Annotated in this window: 24 protein-coding genes and 1 tRNA gene; 9 read left to right on the forward strand and 16 right to left on the reverse strand. The window is 70.9% G+C overall.

The features are described 5' to 3' along the window. Nucleotides 1-14: 14 nt before the first annotated feature. The gene (locus CI089_RS11855) at nt 15-1,106 is read left to right on the forward strand and encodes a glycosyltransferase family 2 protein (protein ID WP_094261745.1); all 1,092 of its coding nucleotides are present in this window, start codon (nt 15-17) and stop codon (nt 1,104-1,106) included. A 31-nt stretch (nt 1,107-1,137) separates the two neighbouring features. On the opposite strand, the gene CI089_RS11860 is transcribed toward CI089_RS11855, so the two are convergent. From CI089_RS11860 to CI089_RS11870, 3 genes are read right to left on the reverse strand one after another with little or no spacing between them, the layout of a single operon-like run. Further along, entirely contained in the window at nt 1,138-2,586 is a 1,449-nt protein-coding gene (locus CI089_RS11860; RefSeq protein WP_094261746.1) for a CDP-glycerol glycerophosphotransferase family protein, read from the reverse strand. Beyond that, on the reverse strand, nt 2,586-3,833 hold the full coding sequence (locus CI089_RS11865; RefSeq protein ID WP_094261747.1) for a CDP-glycerol glycerophosphotransferase family protein: 1,248 nt from the start codon (nt 3,831-3,833) through the stop codon (nt 2,586-2,588). The genes CI089_RS11860 and CI089_RS11865 overlap by 1 nt, the downstream gene beginning before the upstream one ends. 43 nt (nt 3,834-3,876) lie before the next feature. Then, complete coding sequence (locus tag CI089_RS11870; protein ID WP_094261748.1) at nt 3,877-5,361, reverse strand: S1C family serine protease; 1,485 nt, start codon at nt 5,359-5,361, stop codon at nt 3,877-3,879. 100 nt (nt 5,362-5,461) lie between these two features. On the opposite strand from CI089_RS11870, the gene CI089_RS11875 reads away from it, so the two are divergent. Then, on the forward strand, nt 5,462-6,661 hold the full coding sequence (locus CI089_RS11875) for an aminotransferase class I/II-fold pyridoxal phosphate-dependent enzyme (protein WP_094261749.1): 1,200 nt from the start codon (nt 5,462-5,464) through the stop codon (nt 6,659-6,661). Here the strand turns inward: CI089_RS11875 and CI089_RS11880 are convergent. Continuing rightward, nucleotides 6,635-7,453, reverse strand: coding sequence for a carbon-nitrogen hydrolase family protein (locus CI089_RS11880; protein ID WP_094261750.1), 819 nt, complete (start codon nt 7,451-7,453; stop codon nt 6,635-6,637). The two genes, CI089_RS11875 and CI089_RS11880, sit on opposite strands and share 27 nt — an antisense overlap. Next, the gene (locus CI089_RS11885; RefSeq protein ID WP_094261751.1) at nt 7,450-7,965 is read right to left on the reverse strand and encodes a DUF6328 family protein; all 516 of its coding nucleotides are present in this window, start codon (nt 7,963-7,965) and stop codon (nt 7,450-7,452) included. Before CI089_RS11885 ends, CI089_RS11880 begins: the two co-directional genes overlap by 4 nt. A 134-nt stretch (nt 7,966-8,099) precedes the next feature. On the opposite strand from CI089_RS11885, the gene CI089_RS11890 reads away from it, so the two are divergent. Next, nucleotides 8,100-8,173: transfer RNA gene (locus CI089_RS11890), tRNA-Met, on the forward strand. A 93-nt stretch (nt 8,174-8,266) separates the two neighbouring features. Here the strand turns inward: CI089_RS11890 and CI089_RS11895 are convergent. Then, nucleotides 8,267-8,653: a MarR family transcriptional regulator gene (locus tag CI089_RS11895; protein ID WP_256977904.1), complete on the reverse strand. Its 387-nt coding sequence runs from the start codon at nt 8,651-8,653 to the stop codon at nt 8,267-8,269. A 175-nt stretch (nt 8,654-8,828) separates the two neighbouring features. Here CI089_RS11895 and CI089_RS11900 point away from each other — a divergent pair, with 175 nt between their 5' ends. The 6 genes from CI089_RS11900 to CI089_RS11925 are packed head-to-tail and all read left to right on the forward strand — an operon-like array spanning nt 8,829 to nt 13,870. Continuing rightward, on the forward strand, nt 8,829-9,884 hold the full coding sequence (locus tag CI089_RS11900) for a polyprenyl synthetase family protein (RefSeq protein ID WP_094262475.1): 1,056 nt from the start codon (nt 8,829-8,831) through the stop codon (nt 9,882-9,884). Further along, a complete protein-coding gene (locus CI089_RS11905) occupies nt 9,881-10,756 on the forward strand; it encodes a phytoene/squalene synthase family protein (protein WP_094261753.1) in 876 nt (291 codons plus the stop codon). The genes CI089_RS11900 and CI089_RS11905 overlap by 4 nt, the downstream gene beginning before the upstream one ends. After that, nucleotides 10,753-12,348, forward strand: a complete 1,596-nt coding sequence (crtI, locus tag CI089_RS11910; protein WP_094261754.1) for a phytoene desaturase family protein — start codon at nt 10,753-10,755, stop codon at nt 12,346-12,348. Before CI089_RS11905 ends, crtI begins: the two co-directional genes overlap by 4 nt. A 3-nt stretch (nt 12,349-12,351) precedes the next feature. Next, a complete protein-coding gene (locus CI089_RS11915; RefSeq protein ID WP_094261755.1) occupies nt 12,352-12,699 on the forward strand; it encodes a lycopene cyclase domain-containing protein in 348 nt (115 codons plus the stop codon). Next, complete coding sequence (locus CI089_RS11920) at nt 12,696-12,998, forward strand: lycopene cyclase domain-containing protein (RefSeq protein WP_094261756.1); 303 nt, start codon at nt 12,696-12,698, stop codon at nt 12,996-12,998. The genes CI089_RS11915 and CI089_RS11920 overlap by 4 nt, the downstream gene beginning before the upstream one ends. Then, nucleotides 12,995-13,870: a prenyltransferase gene (locus tag CI089_RS11925; protein ID WP_094261757.1), complete on the forward strand. Its 876-nt coding sequence runs from the start codon at nt 12,995-12,997 to the stop codon at nt 13,868-13,870. Before CI089_RS11920 ends, CI089_RS11925 begins: the two co-directional genes overlap by 4 nt. Nucleotides 13,871-13,900: 30 nt before the next feature. Here the strand turns inward: CI089_RS11925 and CI089_RS11930 are convergent, their stop codons facing one another. From CI089_RS11930 to mltG, 10 genes are all read right to left on the reverse strand, one after another. After that, entirely contained in the window at nt 13,901-15,469 is a 1,569-nt protein-coding gene (locus CI089_RS11930) for an MBL fold metallo-hydrolase (RefSeq protein ID WP_094261758.1), read from the reverse strand. A gap of 100 nt (nt 15,470-15,569) precedes the next feature. Continuing rightward, a complete protein-coding gene (locus tag CI089_RS11935; protein WP_094261759.1) occupies nt 15,570-18,497 on the reverse strand; it encodes a DEAD/DEAH box helicase in 2,928 nt (975 codons plus the stop codon). 46 nt (nt 18,498-18,543) lie between these two features. Then, nucleotides 18,544-18,954: a transcription antitermination factor NusB gene (nusB, locus tag CI089_RS11940; protein ID WP_094261760.1), complete on the reverse strand. Its 411-nt coding sequence runs from the start codon at nt 18,952-18,954 to the stop codon at nt 18,544-18,546. Between the two features lie 16 nt (nt 18,955-18,970). After that, nucleotides 18,971-19,531 (reverse strand): elongation factor P, encoded by a 561-nt coding sequence (gene efp / locus CI089_RS11945; protein WP_023951208.1) that lies wholly within the window; start codon nt 19,529-19,531, stop codon nt 18,971-18,973. 53 nt (nt 19,532-19,584) lie between these two features. Beyond that, on the reverse strand, nt 19,585-20,025 hold the full coding sequence (aroQ, locus tag CI089_RS11950; RefSeq protein ID WP_094261761.1) for a type II 3-dehydroquinate dehydratase: 441 nt from the start codon (nt 20,023-20,025) through the stop codon (nt 19,585-19,587). Nucleotides 20,026-20,053: 28 nt separating this feature from the next. Next, a complete protein-coding gene (aroB, locus tag CI089_RS11955) occupies nt 20,054-21,130 on the reverse strand; it encodes a 3-dehydroquinate synthase (protein ID WP_094261762.1) in 1,077 nt (358 codons plus the stop codon). Continuing rightward, a complete protein-coding gene (locus tag CI089_RS11960) occupies nt 21,127-21,636 on the reverse strand; it encodes a shikimate kinase (RefSeq protein ID WP_094261763.1) in 510 nt (169 codons plus the stop codon). The genes aroB and CI089_RS11960 overlap by 4 nt, the downstream gene beginning before the upstream one ends. Next, nucleotides 21,633-22,844, reverse strand: coding sequence for a chorismate synthase (gene aroC, locus CI089_RS11965; RefSeq protein ID WP_094261764.1), 1,212 nt, complete (start codon nt 22,842-22,844; stop codon nt 21,633-21,635). The genes CI089_RS11960 and aroC overlap by 4 nt, the downstream gene beginning before the upstream one ends. 4 nt (nt 22,845-22,848) lie before the next feature. Then, complete coding sequence (locus CI089_RS11970) at nt 22,849-23,709, reverse strand: shikimate dehydrogenase family protein (RefSeq protein ID WP_094261765.1); 861 nt, start codon at nt 23,707-23,709, stop codon at nt 22,849-22,851. Beyond that, nucleotides 23,690-25,087 carry an endolytic transglycosylase MltG gene (gene mltG / locus CI089_RS11975; RefSeq protein ID WP_094261766.1) on the reverse strand — a complete coding sequence of 466 codons (1,398 nt, stop codon included), beginning with the start codon at nt 25,085-25,087 and terminating at the stop codon, nt 23,690-23,692. The genes CI089_RS11970 and mltG overlap by 20 nt, the downstream gene beginning before the upstream one ends.

Genomic DNA, 25,087 nt, shown 5'->3' on the forward strand with positions numbered 1-25,087 from the left:
GACATGATCGACGGATGCATGACGACGCGCACCGGTGGCGTCCCGCGCCCGTCCCGGCCCCGCAGGCGGGCGTGTCGTTCGTCATGCCCGTCCTCAACGAGCGCGCGTACCTCGAGCGTGCCGTCCGCAGCGTGCTCGCCCAAGAGCTCGACGCCCCGATCGAGGTCATCCTCGCCCTCGGCCCGTCGTCCGACGATACGGAGTCCGTCGCCCGCCGGCTCGCCGACGAGGACGCGCGCATCCGCCTGGTGCGCAACCCCGCGGCCCACATTCCCGTCGGCCTGAACATCGCGATCCGCGCCGCCCGCTATCCGACGATCGTCCGGGTCGACGCCCACTCCGAGCTCGAGCCCGGCTATACCCGAGCGGCGCTGGAGACGCTCGCCCGGGTGCAGGCCGCGAACGTCGGCGGGGTCATGCGCGCCGAGGGCAGGAGCCCGTTCCAGCGAGCGGTCGCCCGCGCGTACAACTCCCGCATCGGGCTCGGCGGCGGCGCCTACCACGGCGGAACCGACGAGGGCCCGGCGGAATCGGCCTACCTGGGCGTGATGCGACGCAGCGTGCTCGACGAGGTCGGGCTGTTCGACGAGGGCATCCGCCGCGGCGAGGACTGGGAGCTCAATCTCCGCATCCGACGCGCCGGGTACCGCGTGTGGTTCGACCCCGACCTCCACGTCACCTACTGGCCCCGCGAGAGCTGGTCCCGCCTGGTGCGGCAGTTCCGGGCGACCGGCTCCTGGCGAGGAGAGCTCGTTCGGCGTTTCGGCCGGCGCAACGGCCTGCGCTTCTTCGCTCCCCCGCTCCTGGTCATCGCCACCGCCGCGTCGCTCGCCGTGGGCGCGGTCCAGGCGTCCGGGGTGTTGTCGGGGCGCACCGGCATCCTCCTGTCCGTCTTCCACCTTCCGGTCGCGGCTTACGCCGGACTCGTCGCCGTCGTCGCGGCGGGGCGGGGCGGGGGCCGGAGTCTGCGTGACCGGCTGTGGACGCTCGCGGTCCTGCCGTCGATGCACTTCTCCTGGGGCGTCGGCTTCCTGCAGGGTGCCTCGCGCGGCGCCCGGGGCACGGTCGACACATCGCGCCTGGCGCGCAATACGCCGCTGCCCTGAGTCGGTCTCGCCCGGTCTCGCTCAGTCTCGCTCAGTCTCGCGACACGAGCCCCTGGTCGAGGATGCGCGAGACGACGCGCTCCGCAGCATGCCCGTCATCACGGGGGTTGAAGCGGGCGCGCCAGCGGGCGTAGCGCTCGGGGTCACCGGCCTCGCCCGCCGCGATGGCTCGGACCAGATCGTCCTGCGTGCGCACGATCGGGCCCGGCGCGGACTCGGCGAGGTCGAAGTAGAACCCGCGCAGCTCGCCGCGGTAGTGCTCGAGGTCGGGCACGAAGAAGTAGATGGGACGGCCGGTGACGGAATAGTCGAACATCACCGAGGAGTAGTCGGTGATGAGGGCGTCCGAGGCGAGCTGCAGGGCGGCGAGATCGGGATGCGACGTCACGTCGATCACGCGCGCGCCGCGCTCGTCGGTTCCCGGCGCGAGCGTGCGCGAGTGTCCGCGCACGAGCACGACGGCGCCCGTCGAGGTGGCGAGGGCGGGCAGGTCGAGGAAATCGACGATCGTCTCTCGGTCATCCCGCCAGGTCGGCGCGTACAGCAGGACCTTCTCGTGCGCGTCGATGCCGAGTGCCGCGCGCGCGGCGTCCCGGTCGCCGGTGTGGAGGTCGTCGGTGCGCGGATACCCCTCGACCCATACGGGCTTGCGGCGGAAGGCGTAGGCGGCCCGCAGCACGCGGGCGCTGTACGGGTTCTGGGCCAGCAGGATGTCCCAGCGCCGGCTCTCGCGGAACACCGCCAGCGCCCGGCGGGGGTCGAAGCCGGGTCGGTGGAGGGCGAGTCGCTTCAGCGGTGTGCCGTGCCAGGTCTGCAGGACCACCTGACCCGGCTTGCGGACGAACGGTCGGCGCAGCCAGTCGTTGACCACGAGCAGCCGTGCGACGGCGCGGGCTCGCCACCACTCGGGGCTGCCGTCGACGACGGCGACCGCCCCCTCGGGCACGGCCACCGAGAGGTCGACGACGCTCCAATAGCGGGTGACCCCGGGGGCCGCCCGCGCCAGCTCCCGATCGATGGCGCGCGGATTGTCGCTCGCGCTCCGGCCGTAGAAGCTCTCGAAGAAGACGGCGTTCTCGAGGGGTTGGCGCTGCGCCGCGTAGCGCTGTTCGAGAGCGCGGCGCCCCTCACCCGAATCCAGCGCAGGGTCGACGGGAGGGGCGATCTCGAGCCGTGCTCCGTCCCAGCTCGCACGGGCCGTGGGCGTGCGCACGGCAGCGAGCGCACCGTCGGCCTGATCCTCGCCGCGGATCGGGGCACCGTCCACGACGAGGGCGTAGGTCCCGGAGGGCAGCGGGAGCTCGGCCCCGCCCCAGCGCGACGCGTGCAGGGGAACGCGAGCCGTCCAGCCGTCGTCGCCGGCGGTCACCTCGCCGCGCGCTCGGGCGCGGGGGCCGACGATCTCGATCCGGGCGGGAGCGGGCCCCGTCCCGGTCACCGTCATCACCGGCAGCCCCTCGCCGCCGAACCCGATGCGCATCACGACCGCTCCCCCGCTGATTCCGGCACCGCGGCGACGATGGCATCATGCACGCGACGCGCGTTCCGTCCGTCTCGCCACGCATGCATCCGGCGGCTCAGGTCGTCCGCCCGGGACCGCCGACGCTCCGCCTCGGAATCACTCCCCAGCACATCGGCGAGCTGCGAGCACAGGTCCGCCCATGACCGCGCGGCATCGTCGCCGGCGACCTCGGCATAGGTCCCGTAGAAGCCGCGGGTACGCGCGTAGCGCTCGACGTCCGGCGCGAGGAAGAGCGTCGGCAGGGGCACGAGTCCCGCGTCGTACGCGAGTGACGAGTAGTCGGTGACGAGCACGTCCACGGCTGCCAGCAACGGCGTGACATCGGGGACGACGTCGCTTCCCAGCATGCGCACGCGCGACGTCGCAGCCGGCGGCGAGTAGTCCCCGCCGCCCAGCGGGTGCGATCGCACGAGGAGGACGGCGTCGTGGAGCTCCAGGACGCTCAGGATGCTCTGCCAGTCGGCCGGATCGGGCGTCGCAGGGTCGGGCTCGCCGTCGCGCCAGGTCGGCGCGTAGAGGACGACGCGCGCGTCCGACAGGCCGGGGACGACGTCATCGAGCAGCCGCCGCGCCTCACGGCGTGCGGCGCGCGGGTCGGGCGGCGAGAGGACATCCACGCGCGGCTCGCCGAGGACGGGAACACGCGCGTCGTCGAGTCCGAACGCACTCTCCAGCCGGCCGCGGACACGATGGGATGCCGCGGGCAGCAGGTCGATCTGCGCCTGTGCTCGCCGGTACGCCAGCGCGAGGAGCCACCGGATGCCGGGAACGGCGCCGAGCCGCCCGGGATCGGTCGTCACCGGAGAGTCCAGGCCGATGCGCTTGAGCGGTATGCCGTGCCAGAGCTGCACGAGGAACGCACCGCCGACGCCGTATCGGTTGACATCGCCGAGGCCGTGGGTGACCACCACGACGCCCGCGCGGGCGGTGCGCCAGAAACCCGCGAACGAGTCGCGCTGCACGGTCGGGATGCCCCGACGTCTCGCTTCCTCCGCCTGACGGGGCGAAGACACCAGCCACACGGCCCGACGGCGGGGCGCGGCCTGCCAGAGAGCGAGCGCGCCGTCGGCGATGCCGACGGCGCATCCGAAGACCCACGCGGACCGGTCGCGCGGGATGACGAGGGTGGCGAGGCGTCCCGCGAGGTACACGGGGATGCGCAGGACCTTGCGTACGTTGCCCGCGCCGAACGAGAAGGACGCCACCCCGCGAGCCTATCGCGGGGTGGCGTCCGGGCCGGTACGGCGCCTACTGCTGCAGCTGGCCGAGGGTGACGGTCGCCGTCTGCTCGCGGCCGTCGCGGACGTACGTCAGCTTGGCCTCGCTGCCGGCGGCCAGCGCCCGCACCTGAGCGGTCAGGTCGACCTGGTCGGTGATGGCGATGCCGTTGAACTGCGTGACGATGTCGCCGTTGCGCAGGCCCGCGGATGCCGCGGCACCCCCCGAGGTCACCTCGTTGATGAGGGCGCCGGCACGGGTCGCTCCCGGAGCGGAGGCGGCATCACCGACGGTCGCGCCCAGCAGGCCGTGGGTGGCCGATCCGTTGTCGATGATCTCGTTGGCGACACGCTCGGCGACCGTCGAGGGGATCGCGAATCCGACGCCGATCGAGCCGGCCTCCGTCGACGCGCCACCGGCGCTCGCGATGGCGACGTTGATGCCGATCAGGCGCCCCTTTCCATCGACGAGGGCGCCACCGGAGTTGCCCGGGTTGATGGCGGCGTCGGTCTGGATGACCGAGATCGCGATCGACGACTTCGGCTGCGAGGGGGTCTGCTGCCCCTGGCCGAAGTCGAACTCGAACGGCGTCCGCCCGCCGGGTGTCTCCTCCTGCTGCGACCCGCCTTCGGACTCGGGCGCGGCCGACGACGCGATCTGGATCGAGCGGTTCAGCGCGCTGACGATGCCCGTCGTGACGGTGTTCGACAGCCCGAGCGGCGCGCCGACGGCGACCGTCGCGTCGCCGACGTTGAGCTTGCTCGAGTCGGCGAACTCGATGGGGGTCAGCCCGGAGGCGTCGGTGAGCTTGATGACCGCGAGGTCGTAGATCGGGTCGGTTCCGACGATCGTCGCGGCGTACACCCGGCCGTCCGACGTGGTGACCGACAGCTTCGGGTCCCCGGTGGCACCGTCGAGGGTGACCACGTGGGTGTTCGTGAGCACGTAGCCGTCGTCGCTCAGGATGACGCCCGAACCGGTGCCACCCGAGGTGCCCGCCGAGGCGGAGATGGTCACGACGCTCGGCAGCACCTTCGTGGCGATGGCGGTCGTGGCGTTGACCGAGTCGGGGTTGTTGACGGTGATCGACGACGGACCCGAGCTCTGCGAGGCGGGCGCCGAGACGAAGGACGAGCCCACCGCCGCCGCCCCTCCGACCCCGGCCGCTCCGCCGACGAGCGCGGCGGCCACGAGGATGGCTGCGATCTTGCCGCCGCCGACCCTGCTGCGGTCGTGCGACTCGGGGGCGGTGGTGGTGGCCGCGGGCTGGCCGAAAGCCGCGCCGGCATGCGACGCGGGCTGGCCGTAGGGCTGGGTCGGCTGCGTGTGGAACGCCGAGCCGGCGTCCGCCGGGGCGCCGGGCAGCGGCGGACGGGGCGGGATGGTCGCGTCTGCGCGCGGCGTCGCTGCCGCATCAGGTGCCGACACGGGCGAGGTTCGGGCGTGGTCGGCAGGCTGCTCGGCGTCGCTTCGCGCGTCGGGAGTGCGGTCGTCGGGGAAGTTCTGGTCGCTCATCGAGGTTGCTCCTTTGTCCAAGCAAGAACAGGTTGCCGCGCGATGCTGTGGTTTGCCTATGCCGAGGTTGGGACACGCCTATGCGTGTAGCGTGAACCGGATGCACGAGGTTCCCGGCGCCTGGCGCCGCGCCGCACGCGGCGCCGGCCTGCTCACCGATGAGGGCTCCCCCGTTCCCACCATCTTCGCGGAGATGACAGCGCTCGCGGCTCGGACGGGGGCGATCAACCTGGGTCAGGGCTTCCCCGACGAAGACGGTCCCGAAGAGGTGCTCGAAGCCGCTCGCGCGGCCATCTCCGACGGACGCAACCAGTACCCGCCGGGGCGCGGGGAACCGGAGCTCCTGACGGCGATCGCCGATCACCAGTCGCACTGGTACGGCATCGAGCTCGACGCCGACACGCAGGTGCTGGTGACCGCGGGCGCGACCGAGGCGCTCGCCGCCACGGTGCTCGCACTGGTCGACGGGCCGGACGACGAGGTCGTCGTCTTCGAGCCCTACTACGACGCGTACGCGGCGCTGGTCGCGCTGTCCGGCGCCCGGCTCGTGGGCGTACCGTTGCGCTGGCCCGACTTCCAGCCCGACCTCGACGAGCTCGCTGCGGCCGTCACCGACCGCACCCGCATCATCCTCGTCAACGACCCGCACAATCCGACCGGGACGGTCTTCTCGCGCGAGACGATCGACGAGATCGTCCGCCTGGCGCATCGCCACGACGCCGTCATCGTCACGGACGAGGTCTACGAGCATCTGACCTTTGATGCGCCCCACGTCCCGATCGCGACCGTGCCCGGTGCCGCCGAGCGGACACTGTCGATCTCGTCCGCGGGCAAGACGTTCTCGGTGACGGGCTGGAAGGTCGGGTGGGTCACGGGTCCCGCCGACCTCGTCCGCGCCGTTCTCGCCGTCAAACAGTGGCTCACGTACGTCAACGCCGGCCCGTTCCAGCCCGCCGTCGCCGCCGGCCTGCGGCTTCCCGACGGCGTCTTCTCGGGCATCGCCGATCGTCTGCGCGCCGGTCGCGACCTCCTGGGCGCCGGCCTTCGCGAGGCCGGCTTCGCGGTGTCGACTCCGGCGGGTTCGTACTTCACCGTCGCGGACGCCGCCCCGCTCGGGGCATCGGACGCTGATGCGTTCTGCCGGGAGCTGCCGGATCGCGCGGGTGTCGTAGCCATCCCGCTGACGGCGTTCGCGTCGGCCGCGCACCGCACCGAGTACGCCTCGCTGGTGCGGTTCGCCGCCTGCAAGCGCCCGGACGTCCTGGCCGAGGCGTCAGCTCGACTCGCGCGGGCCTTCTGAGCGGGGCACGACCTCGAATCGGCGCAGCCGGAGCGCGGGGTTGACCCGTCGGACGCGCTCGACCGCATGGACGTCGACGTGGGCGACGGCGACGTCGCTCGACGTTCCCACCGCGGCGATCTCGACACCCTGCGGATCGAACACCCCGGAGTTGCCGACCCCCAGCGGCGGCGGATGGTCCGCCGCGGCAACGAAGAGGGTGTTCTCGATCGCGCGAGCCCGCAGCAGCGTGTTCCACTGCAGTTCCTTGAGCGGGCCACGCACCCACTGCGCCGGAACGAGGACGACGTGCGCGCCGGTGTCGGCGAGCACGCGGCCGATCTCCGGGAACCGCAGGTCGTAACAGGTCATCAGAGCGAAGCGCACGCCGTCGATCTCGAAGGTCTCCGGGGGCGTGATCTCACCCGGCTCCACCCAGTCGGATTCGCGTTGCCCGAAGGCATCGTAGAGGTGCAGTTTGCGGTAGGACGCGACGAGTCCGTCGGGTCCGACGGCCACGACCGTATTGCGCACGCGCTCGGCATCCGACGCTCGTTCCAGCAGGCCCGCGACGATGTGCACGCCGTGGCGACGTGCGAGATCACGCAGCCCCTCGACGAACGAACCCTGGAGGTCCTGGGCGTGCTCTCGGAGCGTCTCGTCGAACGGGTCGACGAAGTAGCTCGAGTACTCCGGAAAGAGGACGATCTGGGCTCCGCGCGACCGCGCGCGATCGACGAACCCGGCGATCGCGCGGAGGTTTTCGTCGACGTCGGCGGCGGGGGCGAACTGGGCGACGGCGAGAGCTGTCATCGGTCCTCCGAACGGCGGTGGCGATAGATGAGCGGCGAGACCACCCAGAGCGCGGCGATGAGGAACGCCAGCGCGCCCCCCGCTATCCAGGATGCCGCAGTGCTGACGACGACGTCGAACACGAAGACGACCACGCCCACCAGCAGGACCGACACCGTCACCAGCGCGAACAGCAGAGCCGTGTGGCCGAAGGCGACCACGGCGGGCTTGGCCCGGCGGCGGAACAGGCCCCGGTGGAGTGCGACCGGTGACAGGGCGACGATCGCGCTGAGGGCCGCCAGCACGACGAGGGTCAGATAGAACACCCGCTGCGGCCCGTTGAGGTCGCGGAACGCGGGTTGGAAGGCGAGTGCCAGCAGAAAGCCGGTCAGGATCTGGGTGCCCGTCTGGAGCACGCGGAGTTCCTGCAGCAGCTCGTTCCAGTTCCGGTCGGCACGCTCATCCGCCGACTCGGCACGACCGTCGTCTGCGACGTCATCGCCTCGGTCGGCGACCGGGGTCGCGGGGCTCATGCCGCTATCCTCCTCGCCCCGGACCGCGGAAGCCAACACCCGGATGCCATTCGAGTCACGACACGCCCGGGGATGCCTCGAAGCCGCCCCGATTGGACGACCCCCTGAGCCCGTGCTAGTGTTATCTCTTGTGCCGCGGGGTGGAGCAGCTCGGTAGCTCGCTGGGCTCATAACCCAGAGGTCGCAGGTTCAAATCCTGTCCCCGCAACAAGAACACGAAGGCCCCGTCGAGAGACGGGGCCTTCGTTGCATGTAGCCGCGCCCGCCGGAAGCCAGCCGAGCCAGTCTCAGCGGCTCTTCGTCAGTCGGCCAGCATCGCGTCGCTCATGCTGTCGAGGAAGCGCGTGACCGTCGCGAGCTCTTCGGCGCTGAACGGACCCATCGCCTCCCGCATGCGCCGCAGGCGCGCGGCGAAATGGCGACCGAAATCCTGGCGCGACGACTCGGTCAGGGTGATGACCAGCGCGCGTCGGTCCTTCGGATGCGGCGCGCGCTCGATGAATCCTTCCTTCGCCAGGCGGTCGAGCATCTTCGTCGTGGACGCGCTCGATATGCCCAGATGGCGCGCGAGATCGTGCGGTTTCACCAGCTCGCCGCGCTGCTCTCGGATGCTGAGCATGCGCAGCGCCGAGAGGTCGGTGGCGTTCATGTCCATGTCGGAGCGGAGCCCCGTGTGCATGCGATCCATGGCGTCGCTGAACGCTCTCACGGCCTCCAGAGCCGATCGCTCTACACGATTTCTCGCGACCTCGGCATTCGGGTCAGCCATGTGGACACCACCTCTCGAGCCTGGTTATCATCGGCTCAAACGCTAGTTAAGCTAGCAAAAACGCCTCGCAAATGGCATATCCAGGACGGTGAACGTGATCTCCTTGCCCGATGACAGCCGAGCCGCTGTCGATCGCGCGCTCGACGAGGTCCTCACCAGGCTCACGGAGCGAGCCATCCCACGGGGATCGTCGGCGCTGGCCCTGATTCGCGCCGCCTCGGCGGCGACATCCGGCGGCAAGCGCTTCCGCCCGGCCCTGGTCGTCGCGGCGTTCGACGCGTTCGGCGGGGACCGGCAGGCCGCACCCGGACTGTGGGATGTCGCGGCCGCGTTCGAACTGCTCCACAGCGCGTTCGTCATCCACGACGACCTGATCGACCGCGACATCGAGCGGCGCGGTGTTCCCAACGTCGGCGGGACCTTCCGATCGCACGCCCGGTCCCTGGGAGTCAGCGCCGACGACGCCGAGCGGGTGGGCGATGCCGCGGCCGTCCTCGCCGGCGACATCCTCCTCTACGAGGCGGCCCGCCTCGTCGCGACGGCCGACGTCGCATCGGATCAGCGGGTACCCCTGTTCGACCTGCTCGACGACGCCGTGCTCGTGTCCGCGATCGGCGAGCTCGCCGATGTGGAGCAGGCGGTCGTGCCCACCGAGCCCGAGACCGCACAGCTGCTCAGCACGGCGCACGACAAGACCGCGGTCTACTCGTTCTGCGCTCCCCTCGCTGCAGGCGCCGTGCTCGCCGATGCCGACGGCGGCGATCGCGCCGTGCTGATGTCGGTCGGAGCAGACCTGGGCCTCGCCTTCCAGCTGGTGGACGACCTGATCGGCACCTTCGGCGACGAGGCGCAGGCCGGCCGCGGCGCGGGCGCGGATCTTCGCGAGGCCAAGCGGACACCGCTGATCTCGTTCGCGCGCGAGTCGGCGTCGTGGCCTCAGGTGTCGTCGGCGCTCGCGATGGCGCCGACCGGACCCATCGCGGTGCAGGCGGCACAGCGCGAGCTCGACGCGAGCGGTGCCCGCGAGCAGCTCGTGACCCTCGTCGGCCAGACGCTCGCCTCGGTGCGGCGCCGGACGACCGAGCTGCCGCCCGCCGCACGCGCCCTCATCGAACAGCTCGCAGACGGCATCGAAGGACGGATCCCGTGAACACCGACCACTCGGCCATCGCGCTGTACGACCAGACGGCGCGTGACGCGGCGGCCGTGGTCATCTCGGCCTATTCGACCTCATTCGGTCTCGCGGCCCGCCTGCTGGGTCCGCGCGTGCGCCCGCACGTCCGGAACATCTACGCACTGGTTCGGATCGCCGACGAGATCGTCGACGGCTCCGCCGAGCAGGCCGGCATGCCCGTATCGGCTCAGCGCCGCGTCCTCGACGCCCTCGAAGCGGAGACGCTCGTCGCCGTCGACGAAGGGTTCAGCGCCAACCTCATCGTCCACGCCTTCGCGTCGACGGCGCGGGAGTGCGGTATCGGTGCCGACCTCGTCCGGCCGTTCTTCGCGTCGATGCGCACCGATCTCGAGGTGACGTCCCACGACGCGGGCTCGCACGACTCCTATGTCTACGGCTCGGCGGAGGTCGTCGGGCTGATGTGTCTGCAGACCTTCGTCAACGCCGGCGGTTCGCACCCGCGTCCCGCCGACCCCGCTCTCGTCGACGGCGCACGCCGCCTCGGCGCCGCTTTCCAGGACGTGAACTTCTTGCGCGATCTCCCCCACGACGTCGGATCCCTCGGACGCGACTACCTCGGCGTCGACGGCGCCGACGGAACGTCGTCGCGCGTCGAGGTACTCGACCGCATCGACGCCGATCTCGACGCGGCGGGGGCCATCATCCCCCTCCTGCCGGCCGACTGCCGCCGGGCGGTGACCGCGGCTCATGACCTCTTCACCGCGCTCTCTCGCCGCCTGCGGCGTGCCGGTGACACCGACCAGCGGGTCCGCGTGCCCAACACCGTCAAGCTCGGGCTCGCGGCCCGCGCGACGGTGGGCGCCGCTCCCCTGCGGGCCGGCGCATGAGCCGGGCACGTGCGCACGAGGCCGCCCCGGGATCGCGCGCCGTCGTGATCGGCGGCGGCATCGCCGGGCTCTCCACGGCCGCCCTCCTGGCCCACGAGGGATACGCCGTGACCGTCATCGAGGCTCGGGACGAGACGGGAGGGCGCGCGGGCTCGTGGGAGCGCGATGGATTCCGATTCGACACCGGCCCGAGCTGGTACCTCATGCCAGAGGTCTTCGACCACTTCTTCGCGCTCCTCGGGACGAGCGCTGCGGCCGAGCTCGATCTGGCGCCTCTCGTGCCGGCCTACCGCGTTTACGCCGAGCCGGAGGGCGATGGCGTCGGCGAGCACATCGACGTCGTGTCAGGACGTGCCGAGGCGACCGCACTGTTCGAGAGCCGCGAGCCGGGGGCGGGGGCGCGGCTAGACGAGTACCTCGATTCCGCCGCCGACGCCTACGATCTGGCCGTATCGAAGTTCCTGTACGACACCTACGCCACCTCGGAGGGTCTCCGCGACCCCGACATCCTCAAGCGGGTGCCGACGCTCGCGCCGCTGCTGACCCGGTCGCTCAACCGCTTCGTCGAGCGCCGGTTCGACGACCCGATGCTCCGCCAGGTGCTCGGCTATCCGGCGGTCTTCCTCGGCTCGTCGCCGTATGACGTGCCGAGCCTGTACCACCTGATGAGCCACCTCGATCTCGATGACGCGGTGCTCTACCCGCGCGGCGGCTTCACGGAGATCATCGCGGCCATCGAACGTCTCGCCCGCGAGCGTGGCGTCGAGGTGCGCACGGGTACCCCGGTGGCCCAGATCCTCACCGCGGACGACGGCTCGGCGACCGGCGTCCGTCTCGCCGACACGACGGAGATCCCGGCCGACATCGTCGTCTCGACCGCCGACCTGCACCACACCGAGACCGTGCTGCTGCCGCCCGACCGGCAGTCCTACCCGGAGCGCTGGTGGCGCAAGCGCACTCCGAGCTTCGGTGCGCTCCTGATCCTCCTCGGAGTCGAGGGCGAGATCTCGGAGCTGCCGCACCACACGCTGCTGTTCACGCGCGGCTGGCGCGAGAACTTCGACGCGATCTCGGGCCGTGACACCCACATCCCCGATCCCGCGTCGCTGTACGTGTGCCGACCGAGTGCGACGGACGACACGGTGGCACCGGAGGGCTCGGAGAACCTGTTCGTCCTGGTCCCGATCCCCGCAGACCCGGAGCTAGGGCACGGGGGCGTGGACGGCCGTGGCGATCCCGCGATCGAGGCCGCCGCCGACCGCGCGATCGCCCAGATCGCGCAGTGGACGGGCGTGACCGACCTCGCCTCGCGCGTGACGGTCCGACGCACGATCGCTCCCGCCGACTTCGCCCGCGATCTCGGGGCGTGGCGCGGCAATTCCCTGGGTCTCGCTCACACCCTCGGGCAGAGCGCGCTCTTCCGTCCCGGCAACGCCTCGAAGAAGGTACCCGGTCTGTACTACGCCGGCAGCTCCGTGCTGCCGGGGATCGGGCTGCCGATGTGCCTCATCTCGGCGGAGCTGGTGGTCAAGCGCCTGCGCGGCGACACGAGCGCCGGACCGCTTCCCGAGCCCGCGACACCCGCCGGTTGAGCGGTGCCGGGCTCGTACCTGATCGCCCTGCTCGTGTCGCTCTGCGGCGTCGGGCTGCTCGACCGGCGGTTCCGGCTCGCATTCTGGCGCGACCGACGACGGACGATCATCGCCGCGTTGCTGGGGACGGTGTTCTTCCTGATCTGGGATGCCGTGGGCATCGCCACGGGCGTGTTCGTCAAGGGCACCGGCGGATCGCTGCTCGGCATCGACCTCGCGCCGCATCTCCCGCTCGAAGAACCCGTCTTCCTGCTGTTCCTCAGCTACCTGGCTCTCGTCGCGTACGGCGGAGCCCGGCGGTGGCGGGAGCGCCCGGGGCGCGGCAGACGGCGAACGGATGCCGCCCCGTGACCTACGCCCTCATCGTCATCCCCTTCGTCGTCGTGACCGTCGTCGTGACCGCACTGTCGGCCCGCCGCCCGCGCTTCCCCGCACGCATGGCCTGGTCCGCGGCTGCCGCGGTCGTGCTCATCCTGCTGACGGCCGTGTTCGATAACGTGATGATCGCCGCCGGCTTGTTCACCTACCCGGAGGAGCACCTCAGCGGCATCCGGATCGGTCTCGCACCGCTCGAGGACTTCGCATATCCGCTGTGCGCGGCCTTCCTGGTGCCGGCCATCGCGACCCTCTTGGAGAAGCCCGACCGATGACCGCCACCGCGCTCGCACGCCAGCTCCTCCTCGCCTCGCGTCCGGTGAGCTGGATCAACACGGCGTACCCGTTCGCCGCGGCCTACCTGCTCACGACACGCCAGATCGACGCGACGCTGGTCATCGGCACGCTCTTCTTCCTCATTCCCTACAACCTCGCGATGTACGGCATCAACGACGTCTTCGACTACGAGTCCGACCTGCGGAACCCGCGCAAGGGCGGCGCGCACGGCGCGATCCTGGATCGCAGCGTGCATCGGGCGACGTTGTGGGCCGCGGGTCTGTCGTGCCTGCCCTTCGTCGCCTACCTCGTCGCGGTCGGTTCGCCGCTGTCGTGGCTCGTGCTGGCTGCGAGCCTCCTCTTCGTCGTCTTCTACAGCGCTCCCCCGCTGCGTCTGAAGGAGCGGCCGTTCGCCGACTCGATCACCAGCAGCATCCACTTCTTCTCCCCGGCGGCGTACGGGCTCGTGCTGTCAGGGGCCACCTGGACCTGGCAGCTCGCCGTCATCCTGCTGGCGTTCGCCGCGTGGGGCATCGCGTCGCACGCCTTCGGCGCGGTCCAGGACGTCGGTGCCGACCGAGAGGCGGGCATCGCCTCCATCGCGACCGTGCGCGGCGCCCGGTGGACCGTGCGGTTCGCCCTGGCCTGCTACGCCCTGGCCGGCGCGCTCATGCTCGCGACGACGTGGCCGGGGCCGCTCGCGGCGCTGGTGGCGGTCCCGTATCTCGTCACGCTGTGGCCGTTCCGGAACATCACCGACGACACGTGCGAGCGCGCGACCGCGGGCTGGGACCGCTTCCTCTGGCTCAACCAGCTCGGAGGGTTCCTCGTGACGCTGCTGCTCGTCTGGTGGTGGCTGATCACGTCGTGATCGGCCACCACCCGTTCCGCGTCGACGAGATCAGGCGGCGGGGTTGGTCGCGTTCGCGGTCTCGATGATGCGGCTCGCGCGGATCGGGTGACCCTGGGTGGTCAGGCAGCGCCCGGTCGCGAGGTCCCACTTCCAGTCGTGCAGCGAGCAGGTGAGCACACCGTCCTCGATCTTGCCCGTCTTCGTGAGGTCTGCCCGCAGGTGCGGGCACCGCCGCTGCACGGTCCAGTCGCCGAGTTCGGCATCCTCGGTCTGATCCGACTGCTCGGCGTACCAGTTCTCGACGTACTCGATGCGGTCGCGCGACAGGCACTTGAGGAAGGTGGTCAGGAACTCGTTGAACTTGCCGCTGCGGCCGACCTCGAACTGCATCGAGAGGAAGATCGAGTTCGACCAGTCGATCTCGTGGTCGCGGATGTTCGTCGAGACGAGGTCGGCGGGGATCGTGTACCAGTAGATGCACTCCTCCCCCGCGTACTCGCGCACCTTCGCCTTCGGGAAATCGACCACCATGTCCAGGTCGCCGATGCGGAAGCGCACCATGCCGCCGACGCCGTTGCGGATGGTCCGGGCACGCCGCAGGAGCGGCTCCCACCACTGCTTGATCGCGGCCAGCATCTCCTCCGGCGGCAGGATCGGGGCGCGGCGCTCGATCTCGGCGCGGATCTCGTCCTGGCGGCTGTCGCGCTGCTCGGCGAGGTAGTTCCACTTGTCCGAGAAGATGCGCTCGATCTCGGCATCCGTATAGAGCGTCTGCGTGACCTCGAGGGCGCCGTCGTTCAGATCGACCTGCGTCCCGGGGAGGAACAGGTATCCCTTCTGGTCGGGTCGTTCTTCGGCCATGTGGGCCAGGAACTGAGCCTGGTCGGTGAAGATCGAGTCGTTCTGCTCGCCCCAGCCGTTGTACCGGAAGAGTTCCTCGCGCAGGAACATCGGCGGCCCGGCCATCGGGAAGACGTGAGGCGCGTCGACCTTGTCGATGTAGTACATGGCGCGCTTGTTCTGCGCATCGCGCTTGAGCTGGGCGAAGTTCTGCTTGGCGTCCTGCGGCAGGTCGTAGACCATCGGCCACCAGATGGCGCCCGACACCTGCGTGAAGTACGCGTCGGGCTTTCCGAACGACATCAGCTTCTCGAGGTCGAGCGGGTGCGAGTCGTTCTGGTTCAGCACCGACCCCGTGCCGTCGTCGACCGAGAGCGACGAGTCGCCGATCGGTCCGTCGCTCGGCGCCCGCAGCGGTGTGACCATGAGCTTCAGGTCGCCGAACTCCAGGGGCACGCCCGCCTGCGTATAGATGATGTTGTCGTACCCCAGCTCACGCAGATCGCGTTCGAGATCGTCAGTCGGGTACTCCGGCAGAAGCACGCGGATATCGGTGGGAACGTGTGCGCGCAGCAGCGCCGGGTCGAAGTGGTCGCGGTGCCGGTGCGAGATGTACAGGAAGTCGGCGCGGCCGAAGCGTTCCCAGTCGAGCCCGCGGTTGTCGGGGAACGGGAACCACGACCCGAAGAAGCTCGGTCCGACGACCGGGTCGCAGAGGATGCTGCCCCCTGCCGTTTCGATGAACATTCCGGCGTGTCCCAGGCCTGTGATGCGCATGACGATGACCTCCTGTTGCGACTGGTCGAGTCTACGTGAGGCCCCGACGGAGGCCGGTCGCGGGGCACCGTGTCATTCCCCGGGGGCGGATGCCGTCGAGTCAGGCGAGCAGGTGCCGGATGTCGTCAGCGGTCAGGGCGTTCGAGAAGGCGCCGTCGGCGTCGAGCACCGCACTGATGAGACGAGCCTTGCGCCGTTGCAGCTCGACGACCTTCTCCTCGATCGTGCCGGCGGCGATGAGGCGGTACACGCTCACGGGTCGCTCCTGTCCGATCCGGTGGGTCCGGTCGATCGCCTGCTGCTCCGCCGTCGGGTTCCACCAAGGGTCGAGGAGGAAGACGTAATCGGCCTCGGTGAGCGTGAGCCCGACGCCCCCGGCCTTGAGGCTGATGAGGAAGACCGGGTCGTCGCCCTGCTGGAACGCGTCGACGACCGCCGCCCGCCGGGTGGTCGAGCCGTCGAGGCGGACGACCCCGATGCCGTGCGCCCGCAGGTCGGCCTCGACGATGTCGAGGAAGGACGTGAACTGGCTGAACACGAGAGCGCGGTGGCCCTCCGCGATGAGCTCGTCGAGACGGCCGCGCAACGCGTCGAGCTTGCTGGGAACGAGCCCCGGGCCGCCCGCATCCACGAGCGCGGGAGCGAGCGCGAGCATCCGCAGGAGCGTCAGCGAGCGGAAGACGATGAATCGCTGACTGTCGAGATCGTCGAGCAGCCCCAGCACCTTGCGCCGCTCGCGCTGGAGCACGCGCTCGTAGACGGCACGGTGTCCGCTGGACAGCTCCACACGCACGTCCTGCTCCTGCCGCGGCGGAAGGTCGGCCGCCACGACATCCTTCGTGCGCCGCAGCAGGAAGGGCTGAACGCGCCGCCGCAGGCGGGCGAGCCGACGCTCGCGAGCGGCTCCACCCTCGGCGTTCTCCTCGACGCGTCCGCGCTCGATCGGTTTCACGTACTCCTCTCGGAAGCGCCGGGCGGAGGGGAACAATCCCGGACTCGTCAGCGAGAGAATCGCCCAGAGGTCGGTCAGGCTGTTCTCCAAGGGTGTCCCGGTGGCCGCGAGGACGACGTCGGCGCGCAGGCCGAGCGCGGCGCGATGCACCCTCGTCCGCGGATTCTTGACGTACTGCGCCTCGTCGAGGACGACCGTCGACCACTCCTGTTCCGCGTACGCGTGCTCGTCGAGACGCAGGAGCGCATAAGAGGTGACCACGACATCCGCCTCAAGCCGATCGAGCCGGACTCCCGCACCGTCCACCACGGCGATGCGTAAGCCGGGCGCGTGACGCGCCGCTTCATCGCGCCACGCCGACACGACCGACGTGGGAGCGACGACGAGCGCTGGACGGCTCTCGCCGCGCTCGTGCTCGCGCTGGAGCAGCGTCAGCAGCTGCACGGTCTTCCCCAGGCCCATGTCGTCAGCGAGGATGCCGCCCAGCCGGGCATCGCGGAGCGCCGCGAGCCACGCGAAGCCCTCGTGCTGATACGGCCGGAGGGTCGTCGCCATGCCTCCGGGCACGTCGGGCAGGGCACGCGGCGAGTCCGCTGATGCGGTCTGACGCAGACGATCGACCGCCGCACGCCAGCGCGACGCGGGCTCGGCTTCGTCGGCGAGATCCTCGAAGTCGGTCCAGAGCTGCAGCTGGTACCGGTTGAGCCGGGCGCCGCCGGTCTCCCACTCCACCAGGTCACGCGAGTCCTCGATGAGCTCGCGAAGGCGGTCCAGCGCCGGGTGCGAGAGCGAGAAGTAGGCGCCGTCCGAGAGCAGCATCTTCTTGCGGCGCTGCGCGAGCGCGGTGAACAGCGGCCGGAACGGCACGCGGCGCCCCTCGACCTCGACGTGCACGCCGAGCTCGAACCAGTCCGCGTCCGTCGTCTCGACCGTCCTCACCCGGATGCGAGGGTCGCCCGACAGCTCGCGGTAGGACCGCGTCACGCCCGAGACCTCGACCCGGACCCCGTCCACGGCCTGCAACACGGGCAGGAGCTCGTTCGTGAACTCCGCCGCGTCGACGCCGGTCCGGGTTCCGCCCGGCGAGAATGGCCGCTCGGTGGCACTCGCCCACGCTGCCTCGAGCGAGGTGCCAAGCTCGGGATCGGCCGATGACGAACCCGCGGCGCTCTCCCACGGCACCCGACCGACGCCCGGCACCTGCCACACCATCGCGTACGCCAGCTCGTCGCGCGGCCGCTGATCCACCGTGACGACGATGGTCGTCCGCTCCGGCGCCGGCAGCCGCACACCTGCGCCCGCGATGACGATCGTCTCGCGGGCCAGCTGCGGGTAGGCCTCCCGCAGGAAGTCGGCGCGCTCCGCTTCCGGCACGGTGACCGGTGCGCCTGCAGCCAGCAACGAACGCACGCCCGGACCGATACCGGCCGGCGCGAACACGACCCGGAGCGTATCCCCCGCCTGGTCGATCCCGTAGACCCCGACGTGGCCGATGGGACGCGCATGGGCGGCGGCATCCCCACCGTCGAAGCGCACGACGGGGGTGAGGCGCAGGCCGCCGTCGAGACCGTCGGCGCGCACCTCCACCGACGCGGCATCGCCGAGCCGGACGTCCTGGTCGGGCCGGGTCGACACGATCGGGATGCCGAGAACCGACGCCGCACGCAGATGCGGCCAGAGCAGCTCGGAGTCGGCGCCGTCGAGGGTCAGCCACTCGGAATCGCCGTAGCCGCCGAGCAGCCGGGCGTCGTGGGCGATGCCGTACAGGGTCGAGAACCAGCGGGCGCGCGCCGGATCGACCCGCCAGGCGCCGCGGCGGAGCGACTCCCAGCTCTCGTCGCCCTGCACCCACCGCCCGCTCGTCGCGCTCCGCGACAGGGGCCGCGCCGCGAGTCGGAGTTCACCGTCGGACGTGGCGACGCTGCGCGCGGTGGCCGGGAGCACACGCCGCGGGCCCCAGTGAGCCGTGCCGGCGCTCTCTCGCTGTCGCAGCTGCACGCCGAGGGCGACCGGGTTCTCTCCCGCCGCCGCGGGCGCGAGGACGGTACGCCACGACGGCGTCGTCCTCCCGATCACGAGTCCAGCCTCATAGGAGGATCCTCGCGCGTGCCTCCGACGTCGGTCAGCCCAGACGGGCGACCCGGCCGAGCACGCCGTGGACGAAGGCGCTCGACCCGTCGGTCGAGAACTCCTTCGCGAGCTCGACGGCCTCGTCGATCGCGACCGCCGCGGGGACCGCGTCGTTGTACACGATCTCCCAGACCCCGAGCCGCAGGATCGCTCGGTCCACCGCGGGCATCCGCGCGAGCGACCAGTCCTTCGCGAAGGTGGTGATCTGCTCGTCGATGTCCTCGCGGTTGTCGATGATGCCGTCGATGATCTCGCGCGCGTACAGCCACGACGCCTCGCGCGCAGGCTCGAGCGCAGCGCGCTTCGCCTCGGCGGCGAGGGTCACCCCGAGGTCGTCGCCGCGGATGTCGGACTGATAGAGGATGTCGAGGGCGCGCTTGCGCGCCTTGGAGCGAGCGCTCATCGGACGAGGGCCGGCGTCAGTTCACGCGGCCGAGGTAGTCACCCGTGCGGGTATCGACCTTGACCTTCGTGCCCTGCTCGACGAACAGCGGAACCTGGATCTCGTACCCGGTCTCGACCGTCGCGGACTTCGTTCCGGCCGATGAGCGGTCGCCCTGCAGGCCGGGCTCGGTGTACGTGATCTCGAGGACGACGGAGGCGGGCAGCTCGATGTAGAGCGGGTTGCCGTTGTTGAGCGCGATCTGCACCTGCTGGTTCTCGAGCAGGTAGTTCTTGGCGTCGCCGACGGTGACGGCGGGGACGGTGATCTGGTCGTAGTCGTCGACGTCCATGAAGACGAAGTTGTCGCCGTCGTTGTACAGGTAGGTGAAGTCGCGGCGGTCGACGTTCTCGATCTCGATCTTCGCGCCGGCGTTGTAGGTGCGGTCGACGGTCTTGCCCGACACGACGTTCTTGAGCTTCGTGCGCACGAAGGCGCCACCCTTGCCGGGCTTGACGTGCTGGAACTCGATGACGTTCCAAAGCTGACCGTCGATGCTGAGGACGACGCCGTTCTTGATGTCTGCGGTCGATGCCATGAGTGTGGAGTTCCGTTCGTGTGGTCGGGCGGCCGACGGGCCGAGGATCGATTCTACGCGAGGATGTCGAGCAGCTGTCGCGTCGCGCGCGCGTAACCGGCGACGCCCTCGCCGATGACGTGCACCGAGGCGACGTCGGCGACGAAGGAGTGATGCCGGAAGCTCTCGCGCTCGTAGACGTTGGAGATGTGGACTTCAGCCACCGGCAGGGAGACTCCCGCGAGGGCGTCGCGGAGGACGATGGAGGTGTGCGTGAGTCCGCCGGGGTTGATGACGATGCCGACGCAGTCCGCACGGGCCTCGTGGATGGCGTCGATGAGGACGCCTTCGTGGTTGCTCTGCACGCAGCGCACCTCGACGCCGTGTTCCGCCGCCACCGCGATGACGAGCGCCTCGACGTCCGCGAGGGTCTCGTGTCCGTAGATCTCGGGCTCGCGGGTGCCCAGCAGGTTGAGGTTCGGCCCGTTGACCAGCAGCAGACGGGGGGTGTTCACGCGCCCACCCTACCGACGACGCGCGGGTTCAGGCGCCGACCTCCTGGTAAGCGGCGAAGAGCAACGACTCGTCGGGCGCCTGCAGCACGGTCGGCTTCGCGATGTCGTCGAGCACGATGAAGCGCAGCATCGAGCCCCGCGTCTTCTTGTCGCGCTGCATCGTCGCGAGCAGCTGACGCCAGGCGCCCGCCCGGTACGACGTCGGCAGTCCGAGGGTCTCCAGGATGTCGCGATGACGCTGGGCCGCGGCATCCGGAAGCCTCCCTGCCAGCCGCGACAGCTCGGCCGCGAACATCATCCCCACGGAGATCGCGGCCCCGTGGCGCCACTGATAGCGCTCCGCGTGCTCGATGGCGTGCCCGAGCGTGTGCCCGTAATTGAGGACTTCCCGCAGCCCCGCTTCGCGCAGGTCCTCCCCCACGACCATCGCCTTCATGTCGATCGCGAGCTCGATGCTCCGCCGGAACGCGTCGCTGTGGGGGTCGACGGCGGCCTCGGGATCCGCTTCGATCAGATCGAGGATCTCGGGGTGCCAGATGAAACCGGCCTTCACGACCTCCGCGAAGCCGGCGACGCGCTCGTTGCGCGAGAGCCCGTCGAGCAGGTCGAGGTCGCAGACGACGGCGACGGGGGGCCAGAAGGCGCCCACCAGGTTCTTGCCCTCGGCGGTGTTGATCCCCGTCTTGCCGCCGACGGCCGCGTCGACCATGCCGAGCACCGTCGTGGGGACCTGCACGACCGCGATGCCGCGCAGCCACGTCGCGGCCACGAACCCGGCGAGGTCGGTCACCGCCCCGCCGCCGAATCCGACGACGGCGTCCGTCCGCGTGAAGTCCGCCTGGCCCATGACCTGCCAGCAGAAGGCGGCGACCTCGACGCGCTTGCCCTGCTCGGCGTCGGGGATCTCCGCCAGCAGCACCTGGCGGTCGCCGCCCAGGGTCTCGCGGAGGCGCTCGGCCTGCGCAGACAGGGTCGGGGGGTGCACGATGAGGACCTTGCGCGCGGCCTCGGGCAACGCCGAGCCGACGAGCGGGAGGATGCCGCGCCCGATGGTGACGTCGTAGGGCGCGGTGCCCCCGACGGTGATGACGGTGGTGTCTGTCATGACGTCCCCTCCTGCGCCCACGCCGCGACGGCGTCGACGATGTCCTGAATGCGGCCGGTGGATGTGTCGAAGCGTGCGTCGGCGAGCTGCTCGTAGAGCTCGCGTCGGCTCTCCGCGACCTCCCGCCAGCGCTTCACCGGGTCTTCCCCCTGGAGCAGCGGGCGCGTGGTCCCGGCCAGGCGGGAGGCGATCGTCTGCTCCGACACGGTGAGCAGCACGACGCGATGCGAGGCGACGTCGCTCCGGGTGCCCGGGTGCAGCACCGCGCCGCCGCCGAGTGCGACGACGCCGCCGCGCCCGAGCGCCTCGGCGACCGCGAGTCTCTCCAGCTCGCGGAAGCGCTCTTCACCGTGCTCCGCGAAGAGCCGCTCGATGGGGCCGTGGTCGCGGACGACGAGAGCGTCACTGTCGGTGAAGGTCGTGCCGAGGACGCGCGCCAGCTTCTTGCCGATGCTCGACTTCCCCGCGCCCATCGGACCGATCAGGACGATCGCCGGGGCGGTCATCCGATCGCGTCGTCGCTCAGCGCCGCCGAGCGCAGCGTCTCGGGGATCGCCGCGAGGTAGCCCTCGAGGTTGCGGCGGGTCTCCGCGACGTTGTCGCCCCCGAACTTCTCGAGCACGGACTCGGCGAGCACGATCGCCACCATCGCTTCGGCGACGACGCCGGCTGCCGGCACCGCGCACACGTCGGACCGCTGGTGGTGGGCCGTCGCCGCGTCGCCCGACGCCACATCGACGGTGCGCAGCGCCTTCGGAACCGTCGCGATCGGCTTCATGCCCGCCCGGACACGGAGCACCGTGCCCGTCGACATCCCGCCCTCGGTACCGCCGGCCTTATCACTGGAACGCGCGATGCCCGCGTCGGTCGCGAACAGCTCGTCGTGCGCTGCCGAGCCACGGCGGCGCGTGGTCTCGAACCCGTCGCCGACCTCGACGCCCTTGATCGCCTGGATGCCCATGAGCGCCTGGGCGAGCTTCGCGTCGAGACGACGATCCCACTGCACGTGCGAGCCGAGTCCGGGCGGCAGCCCGTATGCGAGGACCTCGACGATCCCGCCCAGCGTGTCGCCGTCCTTCTTCGCGGCATCGACCTCGGCGACCATCGCGGCAGAGGTCTCGGCGTGGAAGCACCGCAACGGATCCGCGTCCAGCGCGTCGACGTCATCGGGGGTCGGCAGAGCCGAGCCGTCGGGAACCCGCACGGGGCCGATCGAGAGGGTGTGGCTCACGAGGCGGATGCCGAGCTCGCCGAGGAACGATCGGGCGACGGCGCCGAGCGCCACGCGGGCAGCCGTCTCGCGCGCGCTCGCACGCTCGAGGATCGGCCGGGCCTCGTCGAACCCGTACTTCTGCATGCCGACGAGGTCGGCGTGGCCGGGGCGGGGGCGCGTCAGGGCGGCACCCCGTCCGCGTGAGCGTTCCGTGAGCTCGATCGGCTCGGGGTTCATCACCTCGACCCACTTCGGCCACTCGGTGTTTCCGATGCGCAGAGCGATCGGGCTGCCGAGGCTGAAGCCGTGCCGGACGCCCGTCGAGATGGTGAGTTCATCCTCCTCGAACTTCATGCGCGAGCCGCGGCCGTAGCCGAGCTTGCGCCGAGCGAGGTCGGCCTGGATCGCGGCGCGCGAGACGGGCACGCCGGCGGGGAGGCCCTCCATGAGGGCGACGAGTTCGGGGCCGTGGGATTCGCCGGCCGTGAGCACGCGGAGCATTCGTCTATCCTCCCACGAGCGCCCGGCGCATGACGGCGACGACGTCCTCCTCGCCGGGCAGCGGTTCGTCGGGCGAGCCCGAGGCGAAGATGCGGATCTGGAGCACCGCCTGGTGAAGCAGCATGGTCGCACCCGGGTAGGCCGGCTGTCCCGCCGCAAGCCAGGCGTGTCCGAGCGCGGTGGGCCACGTGCCGTAGACGACGTCGTAGAGCGTTCCGCCGGTCGCGGCGAGGCGCTCGGCGTCGGCATCCGAGACCGGAGCGTCGCCCGGCAGGGTCGACACGGTCAGCTCGACCTCTCCCGCGGGAGCATCGAGGGGCGACACGGTCGCCGGGATGCCCCGGCTCGCCGCGAGCGCCAGCAACGGGTCGGCCGCGGCGGGCCGTCGTGCGGCGATCTCGATGCGACCGACGCCGATGCGCTCGAGGGCGAGGAGCGCCGACGTCGCCGTCGCGCCCGCGCCGACGATGCGGGCGCGTGGCGCTGCGGCGGACCCGGTCTCCGTGAGCGCGGCCGCCAACCCGCCCACGTCGGTGTTGAACGCCGCCCAGCCGTCGCCGGAGCGGACGAGCGTGTTCGCCGCGCCGGTCGCGGTCGCCGCGGCATCCCGCGTCCGGCCCGCGTCGTGCGCGAGAGTCTTCAACGGCATCGTCAGCGACAGTCCACGGAACTCCGGCCCGAGCGACGCCAGCTCGCGAGCGAACGACGTTTCGTCGACGCGCCGTCGCCCGTACCGCCACGGCAGACCGAGCCGGTCGTACGCCGCGGCGTGAAGAGCCGGCGACAGGCTGTGCCCGATCGGCGAGCCCCAGACCTCGAAGCGGCGCGGCTCTCCCGCGGACAGGTCAGCAGCCGCGGTTGTCATTCGCGTCGCACCACGCGTGCCACTGCTCGATGCCGGCCTGATGCTCCTCGTAGGTCGCCGAGAAGATCGTCTCGCCGGTGTCCATGTTCCAGGTGACGAAATACAGCCACGGTCCGTCCGCGGGATGCATGGCGGCGTCGATCGCCTCGTCGCCGGGATTGGCGATCGGCCCGGCCGGCAGCCCGGCGCGGACGTAGGTGTTCCACGGGTTGTCGTCCTCGAGCGCCTCCGCCGACGAGCTGACGGTGCCGTCGTGCATCTCGTTGTAGCCGTACTGCGCCGTCGAGTCCATCTGCAGGGGCATGCCGTCGGCGAGGCGGTTGGCGATGACGCGGGAGACCTTGTAGAAGTCGTCCGACAGACGCGCCTCGCGCTGGATGATGGACGCCGTCGTGAGGATCTCCTCGCGGCGCTCCTGCGGCACTCCCGCGGCGTCGAGCGACTCGATCGTCCGATCGACCATCGTCCGCACGACGTCGGTGGCCGACAGGCCCGGATCGAACTGATAGGTGGCGGGGAACAGCCAGCCCTCGAGCGAAGCGGCGGCGACACCGTAGGCCGAGGGGTCGGCGACCGCGGCGGTGAAATCCGCCGCCGGCATCCCCGTGCCCTGGGCGAGCACCTCGACGGTCTGGTCGAGCGTCAGCCCTTCCCGCAGCTGTGCGGCGTTCTGGCGCTTGCTGGCCGGGTCGAGGATGAGGTCGAGGGCCGCCTCCGAGGTCATCCGCTGCTGCAGCGCGTACACGCCGGGCTGGAAGGTCGGGTTCTGGGCGGTCGCGATGAGGTGGTCGTAGAACGCCGTCGGCGTCTTCGTGACGCCCTGGTCGAACAGCGTCTGCGAGATCGTCGATCCGGTGTCCCCGTCGACCACGGTGACCAGCACCTCGCCCGTCGCCTCACCGGGCTCGAAGTCCTTCGGCTCCGTCCAGCCCATCACGGATCGGATCTGCGTCTCGTAGGTGCTCCAGACCCAGGCGGCCCCGGCGCCGATACCGCCGATGATCGCGAGGATCACGATCAGCACGACCCACTTCGCGATGCGGCTCTTCTTCCGGTCGCGGTCGTGGCGGCTGGGAACGGCCCCGACCTCGTGCGTGCTCACCTCGCCCGTGAACAGGGCGTCGAGCGTGCCGACCGCAGGCGCAGCTGCCCTCGGCGCCTGCGAATGCGACGGCTGCTCGCTCTGAGCCTGATCGCGGGACGCCGGCGCGTGCACCGATCCGCGGTGCTCAGCGGCGGAGGCCGGGGCATGCTCGGGACGCGCGGACTCCTCGGGACGCGCTGCACCACCCGGCGCGGATGCCGGACTCTGTGCGGCCGCACGCGCGGCGCGTCGGCTCGTCGGGACGGCGTTGTCGTGCGGCGGGCGGTCAGTCAT

Origin of the sequence: Microbacterium sp. Yaish 1, assembly GCF_002245215.1 — a bacterium.
Lineage (GTDB): Bacteria > Actinomycetota > Actinomycetes > Actinomycetales > Microbacteriaceae > Microbacterium.